We start from the raw sequence: 9,142 nt of genomic DNA, 5'->3' as shown, positions 1-9,142 counted from the left end.
ATGCGTGCACGCATCGGCGGACTGCTGTTCGAAGGCGACGAAGGTGACGCGGAGTTCTCGATCTTCGAGGACGGGCTGCGGGGTTGGTTCGATGGCGTCAGTGTGCGCCGCGACTCGACACCGCGCCCGTCCTCCCATGGAGACTTCCCCTCTCGCGGATATCGCGGGGGGCGACTCGTCACCCTAGAGGGACGCGTCTACTCATCGAGTCCAGAAGAGCAGGAACACCTGTTCTCCCGGCTGACTGGACTACTCGGCGATGGGCAGACGGGTCGCCTGGTGGTCGACAACGCGGGGAGCTCCAAGTGGGCTGACGTGCAGTTGGATGACGCCCCGGAGATTACGCAGGAGATGTACGGGCAGTTCGCGCGATACCGCTTGCAGTTGTGGGCGGTTGATCCTCTCCGCTATGGGGAGACGCGCGAGTTTGCTGCTGGTGTCGCTGCTCATCATTACGGGAATGCACCGTCGTTTCCCACGCTCGAGGTGACTGGCGTGTATCCGTCTGGGTACACGGTCAGCGCGGGTGGCAAGTCGTACGTGGTGTCTCAGGCTCTTGCGGCTGGTCAGACGCACCGTATCGAGATGAAGACGGGCGCCTTGTTCCGTAATGGCGTGCGTCAGATCGGCGGGGTTTCGTCGGCGGCTCTGTGGTCAGTGCCGCCCGGTGAGGGTCTTGTGCATTCACTGTCGGGTAGTGGCTCGTTGACTGCGAAGGTCACGGACGCCTGGAACTAGGAGGCGCTCGTGGTTGACGGTTATTCGTTCGCGGTCCATGACGTGCAGTCCGGAGTGTTTCTGGATTTCGTACAGCCGGCGTCGGGGGATTGGATTCGTGGGGCGGTGGAGGAAAAGTCCTTCGCGTTCAACCTGCGTGGTGATGGTCGGACTCGTGCTGAGCGTCGCGAACTGTTCAAGACGTGGGAGCGGGCGATTGTTGTCCGGTGGAATGATGTGCCGATCTACGCGGGCCTGATCAGCGGGCGACCATATCGGCCGTCTGCTGGCGTCCTCGTGGTGAAGCATGTTGATGCCCGAGCCCTGTTGGCGCGGCGGATGCTGTTCGGCATCGGGACGTATGACCCGGCTGGTGTGGCCGACTTCCGGGGTTTCTCGACTCGTGGTGTCGTGCGGCAGTTGCTGTACTACGGACTCATCCACCCGTTCTCGAGCGCTTGGCCGATTCATGCTGAGGTCGGGGGAGGGGAGCTCGGGTCGTCTCCATGGGCACAGTTCTTCCACTACGACTTCCAGAACGTGGAGTCGATCTTGTCGACTGCGGAGACGCAGGAGGACGGGCCAGACGTTGACCTGAGTGTCGAGTACCGCAACGGCAACACGCTGTGGTGGGTCGGCCGTATCGGCACGCCGTTCCTCACCGGTCCCGGATTTGAGACGCGACTGCAGGGCACCTCGATCCTGTCGAGTGTCGACATCGGGGAGTCGGGCTTGCGTCAAGCTACCGGCATCTTCACAACCGGCCGCGGGTTCGAGCAGGACATGCGCGTGGGTCAGGCTGCACTCCCGGAATCGACCGGCGTTTCGCGTGACTATGTCGTCCCATTCAAGGACGTGGATGACATTGGTCGGCTGAATGCTCTCGCTGCGGGTCAACTCGCTGGGGTTTCGTCACCGCGCGTCGAATGGAAGTTCACGGGTCGCACTGCTGACTTCGATCCCGCGACGGTCCAGGTCGGCTCTATCGTGCGCGTGTTCTCTGAGGGCGACGAGTGGCTGGATGACGGATGGTCACAGCATCGAATTCTGACGTTCGCCGGCTCGGTCGGTTCTGAGGATCTGACTTTCGAGGTGGAGGACGCCTGATGGTTGCACGTGTTCGTCTGGGTGAAGGCCCGGAGAAGGGTGTCGAGAAGCGGTTGCAGCGTGTTGAACGCGCGGCACCTCTCGGCTATTCGTCTATCACTCGTGGCGGTATGCGTATCGCGTCGGCTGAGGGGCTGACGATCCAGGGCACATCGCGGACAACGGGCACGCAGAACATCGACGGGACACTGAACGGGTCCGGGACGATCGACTGGACCGGCCCGTCCTGGATGCGCGGCACGACTGTGATCCAGGGGAGTGCGTCCATCTCGGGTCCGCTCACCGTTTCGAATTCGGCGACGTTCAGCGGCAACACGAACATCGGCGGCACGTGCACCATCGGCGCTTCCCTTACGGTCAACGGCCCGTGGGACATGAATGGCGACGGAGACATCGCGGGGAGCACGACCGTGACGGGCGATATGACCGTCACGGGCGGAGGCAAGATCACCGTGAACGGCGGTGGTGGTGCGGTTGTTCTGGACAGCAGCTTCGGAGCTCCACGAATCCAGCTCGGTAACGCCCAGATCGATGGCGGCAATTCGTCGTTCACGTTCACGGTCGGTAGTCAGGTCGTCTACTTCCTGAACAACACGATCCGCATTCCCGGCATGCCAACCCGTCCGGTTGCTGACTATCCGGGTGGGTTTGCTGGCGCGATTGTCAGCGACCTATCCGGCAACTTCTACCGGCTCGCCTGAGCCGCACAAGCGATAGGTGGTGCCGCATGGGCGGTCTTGTCATTGAAGAAGTGCGCCCCGGTGTGCAGTTCATCCCGGATGCTGCTGCAGCGTTCCGTCGTGCGAATGCTCAGGTGCGCGAGGAGTTCGGCCGCGACATCGACGTGAACTCCACGTACCGGTCGTGGGCGGATCAGATGCTCATGTTCGTCAACTGGAATCGCTATGTCGCCTCCGGTTACAAGTCGTCGCTGAAGCCGAACCACAGCAAGGCCGCTCACCCGTCGCAGTCGTTCCATGTGGGCGGTACCGCGCTGGACTCGGACGACTGGCGCAATGCCCGCATCGTTCAGATCCTCGCGGATAACGGGTTCATCCGAAACCGTCTGCACGTCCCGAATGAGAACCATCACTTCGAGTACATCCGGTCGCGCGACAACAACTATGGCAAGCCCACTGGCAGCGGTGCATCCGTTGCTCCTGTTCCTGAGGAGGACGACGATATGCCTGGTCCCGACAAGAAGCTTGTTCTGTGGAACAAGCAGCACTACTTCCTGATTGGCGCCGAGGAGGTCTACCACGTCACAAACGGCGCATGGCTGCCTTACCTGGCGGATCACTACGGACCGGGCAAGAAGCCTCAGGAGGTCGACAACGGCGCACTGACGCTCGAGCTCGTCATCAACTCGATCCCGTGGGATGCAGTCGACGCGTGCATGCGTGGCGTGTCGTTCGGTGATGGGCGTAGTTGGTCTCGTCTGCAGGCTGAGGGGGTCGCGATTCGTGGCAACCAGGCGGCGCAGACGAAGACGCTTGATGACCTGCTGGCTACGGCGAAGCAGACCCCCGAGGCGAGTTGAATATGCCTCTCACGTACCTAGAGCACGTCCCACAGCGGTCACGTTGGGCGGTCTGGGCGTGGTCACCTGTGATCGTGCTTCGGATCGCTCTCGTGGGCGTGTACCTGGGATTCGTGTACGCGTCAGTGATCGCCTTCATCGCTGGCGTCCCTGTGTTTCGCCTGACCGCGCCTGAGGGGTACACGTCTGTGTGGGCCGTACTTCTTGGCACGTCTGCGGTCCTGTCTGCGATCGGGTCGATAGCGGACCGGTGGCAGCAGCTCGAGAAGTGGGCGTCGTTGGTGCTCTCCGCGATGATGCTCGCTTACGTGGGTGGACTCAACGGGGTCGGGTTCGTGGAGGGCGATCTCGACCGTCAGTTCGTTGGGGCCATCGCGTTCATCGCTTTCATCCTTCCTGCTGTGCGGTTCGTGTACCTGGCGGCGCAGAGTGGGAAGAGGAAGCATGTTCGCGACTGAGCTGACACTGACCGAGTACATCACCCCGTATCTTCCCCTGATCGGCACGATCCTTGGCGGCATCGTCGTCGGTGCGTTCGCTATGTGGAACCGCCGCAAGGGGAACGTGGAAACGAAGTCGCCGAGTGTGGCTGAGATTTGGGCGCGCTCTGACCGCCTTGAGTCGCGCGCACGGTGGGCTTTCCGCATCCAGGACGCGTTTCGCGAATATGTGGCGCGCGTCCGTTCTGGCGGATCTCTCGACCTGACACCGACCGAGAAGACCGCCCATGACATTGACCTTGAACCAAGCTCGAAGGAGTAACCCATGAGCACCCCGAATCAGAACAACCTCGGCACGATCATCGAGTCCGCCCGTGTCCGCAAGATCATCTACTCGGCGTATGTGGTGGCGATCGTCATCATCGGCGCAATCCAGGTGGGTTTCGCGGCGATCAGTGCGGGTCAGCCTGAGTGGCTGACTGTTGCGCTTGCTGTTGCCGCGTATCTCGGTGTTCCTGTTGGCGGCCTTGCCGTCGCGAACACTTCGACCGCGCCCGTCGCGGAGGTCGCACAGCCCGTCGTCGTGACGGTCAACGCGGCACCGGGCATGGATGCGGAAGAGATCGGGCGTATCGCCTCGAATCGCCTGCGTAGCGACTTCAAGGGGGAGTAGCCCTATGCCCGGTCGTATCGTATTCGAACTCACAGATTTCGGTCTTGAGCATTTCGAAGGTGCCGAAGTCATCTTCACGCCTTCTGGGCCGGGAGTGAAGGGCCTGCGACTGTTCGCGGCTTCTCCTGTCGTGGTGACTCCGAACGCCAACGGTGCGGCCGCGGTAACCCTGGAGTCCACAGACGGTGTCGTTCCCGAGGTCTGGTACCAGGTCTCGATCAAGGCGCTACAGCCTGGCGGTCAGTATCACCACTTCGACATCCTAGGTTTCAAGCTGTTCGTGCCTGAGGGGTATGACGGCTCGATCGCTGCCCTGCCCGGCACTCCTTTGTCGCCGCAGAACGTTCTCGTCTCGCTCGACACCCCACCCCCCGGATACAAGGGATGGTGGCTGTACTCACCTGCAATCGGGCAGACGATGCCCCTGGACGATCCCCTCATCGGGGAACTGAGGATGGTGAGCTGACATGGCTGACTACACACCGATCACGAATCTTCGCGGCCCTGCCGCACGGATCACTGCGGTCACAGCGGCACCCGTTGCTGCCGACGCAGATCTGACCCCGATTCTGTCTGGACCAGACCAGAATCGAAGTATCGCGCTGAAGATTCCCCGCGGGCTTCCTGGCGTGAACGCGCTCGACAACGATGCGGCGGTTGCCACTTACCTTGCTGCCCCCGACTCTGAAACGGCCCAGCTTGCCAACACTCTGTTCAAGCGCGATGTGTCTGTGCTGGATCATGGCGCCGTCGCAGACGGCACCACGGACAACACCACGGCGTTTCAGAACGCCGCACTCGAGGCGCGCACGCTCGGCCTCCCGTGGACTGTGCCGCTGGGCGCCGGTGAGTACAAGGTGCGCGGCATCGTCGAAGCGTTCACAAGCCTAGACTGTAAGGGTGTCATCAAGATCGACGCTGCGGATACGGCGGGCTTCAAGTTCTCCCGACTCTCCGAAGGCGTGCCATTCACCTATGCGGCGGTCGGCGGACTAACTGCAGGCAGCACCCGTATCACCGGCCTCGGCGGGCGCACTGGCACGCTGATCATCACATCTTCGGAGGTGCTGATCGGACGAATCACAGCGACCGGTTCGCCGTTTTACACGAAGACCGACTCGGTCCGAGTGATCAATGCGGATGGCGACATCTCTCCCACGCTTGAGTCGACCTACGGGTCGGCCAGCCTCATGCTCTACCCGGATGACCCCGATCTGACGATCCGTGGCCTCAAGGTGAACATCACGGGCTCCGGCACCAAGAGCATTCTGGACATCTACCGCTCGAACGTTCTGGTCGACGGCGGGTACATCGCCAACCAGTCGACGGGAACACTGTCCACGGCGGTACGCGTCCAGGATGCCAGCAAGGTGAACTTCCTCAATTTCAAGGCATCCGGCTTCTTCGGTCTGGACGGTGCTGGTTACGGTGTTGCCGCGTTCAACTCGAGCGCCCTCACGTGGGACAACTGCGAGATGGTGAAGTGTCGCCACGCAATCACTGGCCGTCACACCAAGGACATGAAAGTGGTCGGCGGTTCCTACGAGGGCAACATCGACTCGCACTGGAACAACGGCCTGGTGATCGACGGCATCACCATGGTGAACGCCGAGAACCACATCCTGATCTCCGGCTCCGACGTGAAGATCGTCAACAACCGTTTCCTCGGCGGACGCAACGTGCTCGGCATCCGATACGACACTCCCGAGCTCGCTGGCAATCTGATCATCGAGGACAACTACTGGCAGCCCGTCATCGGGGCGGCGCAGTGGATGGTCGGATACTCCTCATTCAGCGACCCAGGCACCTTCGATTTCGGCCGGGTTCTCAAGACGCCAACGCGCGGATCGATCCAGCGGAATGAGATCCGATTCGTAGGCACCGCGGGGCCGGTGGACATCCTCAATCTCACAGGCAACGGTTACACCTTCCCCCGTGACTACTGGCGCAGCATCGAGATCGGCGCGAACCGAATGACCAATGTGACCACTGGTCGCGGCGTCATCGAGTCGCGCAACGACGCGGCGCACCCGAACGCCGGTCGTTGCAACATCAAGATGACGGACATCACGTTCCCGACCTCGTACACCGCGGTCTATCTGGACGACGCGACGAACACCAGTGCCCCCGCGGCTCCGACTGCTCAGACGCCGTTCAATCTGACGATGACGCGGTGTGAGAACGTGCGACTCTTCCTCCCCGATGCCGCCATGGATCAGGTCAACTACGTGGACTGTGGGCTGGCGATCCTCACCCGGTCGGTCACCAACAGCGCCTGGAAGGGGTCATACCGGATCGAGCGCTGTCGGCTCGTCGGAACCCAGTTCGTCGGGAACGCACGCTACGACTTCATCAGCAACGAGATCAGCGGAGCGCTCGCGTCCTCAACGATCACGATGGACGGACGCGTCAAGTCGTACATGGGTAACCGTGTGGCGATCGGAACGACCGGCCACCCCACTGTGGCCGACCCGTATCGGAACCCGGCCTACTACCTGTAGAAACACAGATGCCCCCTCTCTGCTCAGTGCAGGGAGGGGGCAGTCTTGCGTTTAGCGACCTACCATGCCCAGTATGACGTCGCCTCTTTGGCGCACTCCTCTGAGCAGTAGATGCCCGGGGCGCCCATTGCGCCTTGACGGGGCTTGCCCTCTAGATCCTTGCCGCACGTGCCGCAGCCGTTGCGTGGCATCGGCGCGAAGAAGCTCGCGATGCGCTCGAGTGTCTTGCCCATGATGCGATCGTACGCCCTTCAGTTGAATGGGGGTTCGCGGATGACGGGTGGGCGTGGGCGTTCTTCCATCCACTTGTCGCGAGCCGTGGCGGCAAGCATGATCAAACCGCCGACAACAAGCGCGCCCATCTGCAGGACGAGCATCATCTCGTTGAATGGTTGTTCAAACGCGAGCATGACGAGGTTGAGGATCAGCACAACCATGCCGGCGCCGAATATGAATGCGCCCAACTGTCGAAGAGTCATTGGATTGCCACCAGTTCAGGTAGAGGGTTCTTGGCCGTGCGCCGTTTCTGAATCTGAGCGCCCCACACCCAGAGGAATGCGAACGCGATCAGGCCGGCGTTCAGCGGGGTCGTAGGGCCGTCCGAGATCCAAAGACCGAAGGTCATCGAAACGCCCGCAACGCCGGTCGCCTGGATGACGTTCGTGTGCGTCACTTTCAGCGCCTTCTGCGAGATCAGGCAGATGAGGATCGCGAGGAAGAAGGCGAGCAGCAGGGAGCCTTCCATGCCGAAGTTGTAATACGACGAGCCCCAGAGTGATAGCGGCGAAGTGCCTCGTGTGGAGCCGTAGAGCAGTGCAAAAATCTGGTTGGCGGTGTCTGGCCCCGATTGGCCGGGGAGCAGGCCGACGATCGCCTGTGACCACTCACTGCCGGTCGGGATGCTCTGGTCGTACGCCCAACGGAAGCCGACGACTGACCCGAGCTGGCTCGACCCGAAAATACGGAACGCGAGCTGCTCGAAGAACACCTGGATGATGCCGAACGGTCCATCGGCTGCTGCGATCTGCTGTCCCGCGCGGCCCGTGGCGAAGGTGGCGATGAAGAAGAGGGGGAGCACGACGATCGCGATCCTCGGTGTGTACTTCCGCATGTTCTTCGGCGCGATGAGGTAGGCGGCGATGGTGAGGAAGATGACAGAGCGGACGAACGGGGCGCGCTGTCCGGTGCCGAGGACGAAGACGAGCGTGAGCGGGACCAGCAACAGCATGAGCATGTGGCGGCCTCGCGAGCGGAAGTGGAACGCGGCGACACCGACAACCATGACGAGCGCGGGGAGGAGTGAGTTCTTGAACTGGTTGACGTATCCGGGGAACAGGTACCGCGACCCCGAATAGGACTGGAGGCGGAGGTCGGCGATGTCTTCCTGTCCACCGCCGGCGATGCTCTGGATCGACTCGAAGAAGGCGATGTAGCCGATGCTCGCATAGTAGAGGATGCAGACGCCGATCGAGATGATGAGCAGCAGCCACGTGGACTTCGGCGGGTAGGCGTAGTCCACCTCAGGGGAGTAGGCCTGCCGCCCGCCGCCGAGGAAGGCGGCGTAGACCGTGGCGGTGAGGACAACGACGGCGAGTGTCCCGACGATGAGCCACACGTGCGTCTCGTCGGCGCGCTCTGTCGGGAGCAGTGACGGGATGATGCCGATCGCCATGATGGTCTGCGCGTAGACGAAGAGGCTGATCGCGGACAGGTAGCCGAAGCGACGCCCTGCACCGATCAGGAAGACGCCGAGCAGGACGAAGACAAGGATCAGATACTCGGTCATGCCAGGTCTTCCGCTTCGAACGTCCGGAGGAGAGCGGCTTTCAGCGCCCGGATCTCATATTCCGGACCTTTGATCGCAACGCCGGTGTAGATGTCCTCTATGAATCCGGTCGTCAGGGTATACGAGACCTGGCAACCTATCGATTTGGCCGTGGCGAAGAACTGCTGAGCTTCGGCCCGTCGAAGTCGGCCGATCTCCATGCGAGCGATCCGCATCGTTGCGACGCTCATGCTGCGTTGTCTTTCGCGTACTGGATGAGAGCGCGACGGATGACCACGGACAGGGTCTCACCGTTTGCTTTCGCGGCGTCGTTGGCGGCATCCCAGATGTCATCGCTGACTCGGACGCGGCGTATTGGAGTTTCGGGCACGAAGGAAA

At 61.9% G+C, this 9,142-nt stretch carries 14 protein-coding genes; 9 read left to right on the top strand and 5 right to left on the bottom strand.

Annotated elements, in window-relative coordinates; translation table 11 throughout:
- The 9 genes from AC2D10_RS07345 (at position 1) to AC2D10_RS07305 (ending at position 6,978) form a co-directional block, all read left to right on the top strand.
- Positions 1-738: a hypothetical protein gene (locus AC2D10_RS07345; protein ID WP_484711426.1), complete on the top strand. Its 738-nt coding sequence runs from the start codon at positions 1-3 to the stop codon at positions 736-738.
- Positions 739-747: 9 nt separating this feature from the next.
- The gene (locus AC2D10_RS07340; RefSeq protein WP_484711425.1) at positions 748-1,824 is read left to right on the top strand and encodes a hypothetical protein; all 1,077 of its coding nucleotides are present in this window, start codon (positions 748-750) and stop codon (positions 1,822-1,824) included.
- Complete coding sequence (locus tag AC2D10_RS07335) at positions 1,824-2,525, top strand: hypothetical protein (protein WP_484711424.1); 702 nt, start codon at positions 1,824-1,826, stop codon at positions 2,523-2,525. Before AC2D10_RS07340 ends, AC2D10_RS07335 begins: the two co-directional genes overlap by 1 nt.
- Positions 2,526-2,551: 26 nt before the next feature.
- Positions 2,552-3,364, top strand: coding sequence for a M15 family metallopeptidase domain-containing protein (locus AC2D10_RS07330; protein WP_484711423.1), 813 nt, complete (start codon positions 2,552-2,554; stop codon positions 3,362-3,364).
- A 92-nt stretch (positions 3,365-3,456) separates the two neighbouring features.
- Entirely contained in the window at positions 3,457-3,822 is a 366-nt protein-coding gene (locus tag AC2D10_RS07325) for a hypothetical protein (RefSeq protein WP_484711421.1), read from the top strand.
- Positions 3,809-4,126 (top strand): hypothetical protein, encoded by a 318-nt coding sequence (locus AC2D10_RS07320; RefSeq protein ID WP_484711420.1) that lies wholly within the window; start codon positions 3,809-3,811, stop codon positions 4,124-4,126. The genes AC2D10_RS07325 and AC2D10_RS07320 overlap by 14 nt, the downstream gene beginning before the upstream one ends.
- Positions 4,127-4,129: 3 nt before the next feature.
- Entirely contained in the window at positions 4,130-4,477 is a 348-nt protein-coding gene (locus AC2D10_RS07315; RefSeq protein WP_484711418.1) for a hypothetical protein, read from the top strand.
- Positions 4,478-4,481: 4 nt separating this feature from the next.
- Positions 4,482-4,943, top strand: coding sequence for a hypothetical protein (locus AC2D10_RS07310; RefSeq protein ID WP_484711417.1), 462 nt, complete (start codon positions 4,482-4,484; stop codon positions 4,941-4,943).
- Between the two features lies 1 nt (position 4,944).
- Complete coding sequence (locus tag AC2D10_RS07305; protein ID WP_484711415.1) at positions 4,945-6,978, top strand: hypothetical protein; 2,034 nt, start codon at positions 4,945-4,947, stop codon at positions 6,976-6,978.
- 59 nt (positions 6,979-7,037) lie between these two features.
- Here AC2D10_RS07305 and AC2D10_RS07300 read toward each other — a convergent pair whose 3' ends face one another.
- Genes AC2D10_RS07300 through AC2D10_RS07280 form a run of 5 tightly spaced genes read right to left on the bottom strand, consistent with a single transcriptional unit; the run spans position 7,038 to position 9,134 of the window.
- Positions 7,038-7,211, bottom strand: a complete 174-nt coding sequence (locus AC2D10_RS07300; protein WP_484711414.1) for a hypothetical protein — start codon at positions 7,209-7,211, stop codon at positions 7,038-7,040.
- 18 nt (positions 7,212-7,229) lie between these two features.
- Positions 7,230-7,415: a hypothetical protein gene (locus AC2D10_RS07295; RefSeq protein WP_484711413.1), complete on the bottom strand. Its 186-nt coding sequence runs from the start codon at positions 7,413-7,415 to the stop codon at positions 7,230-7,232.
- 38 nt (positions 7,416-7,453) lie between these two features.
- A complete protein-coding gene (locus AC2D10_RS07290) occupies positions 7,454-8,764 on the bottom strand; it encodes an oligosaccharide repeat unit polymerase (protein ID WP_484711411.1) in 1,311 nt (436 codons plus the stop codon).
- Complete coding sequence (locus tag AC2D10_RS07285; RefSeq protein ID WP_484711410.1) at positions 8,761-8,994, bottom strand: hypothetical protein; 234 nt, start codon at positions 8,992-8,994, stop codon at positions 8,761-8,763. The genes AC2D10_RS07290 and AC2D10_RS07285 overlap by 4 nt, the downstream gene beginning before the upstream one ends.
- Entirely contained in the window at positions 8,991-9,134 is a 144-nt protein-coding gene (locus AC2D10_RS07280) for a hypothetical protein (protein ID WP_484711409.1), read from the bottom strand. Before AC2D10_RS07280 ends, AC2D10_RS07285 begins: the two co-directional genes overlap by 4 nt.
- Positions 9,135-9,142: the final 8 nt, after the last annotated feature.

The organism is Microbacterium sp. PI-SA-G, from assembly GCF_057215335.1.
This window is presented reverse-complemented; position numbering and strand designations above follow the sequence as displayed.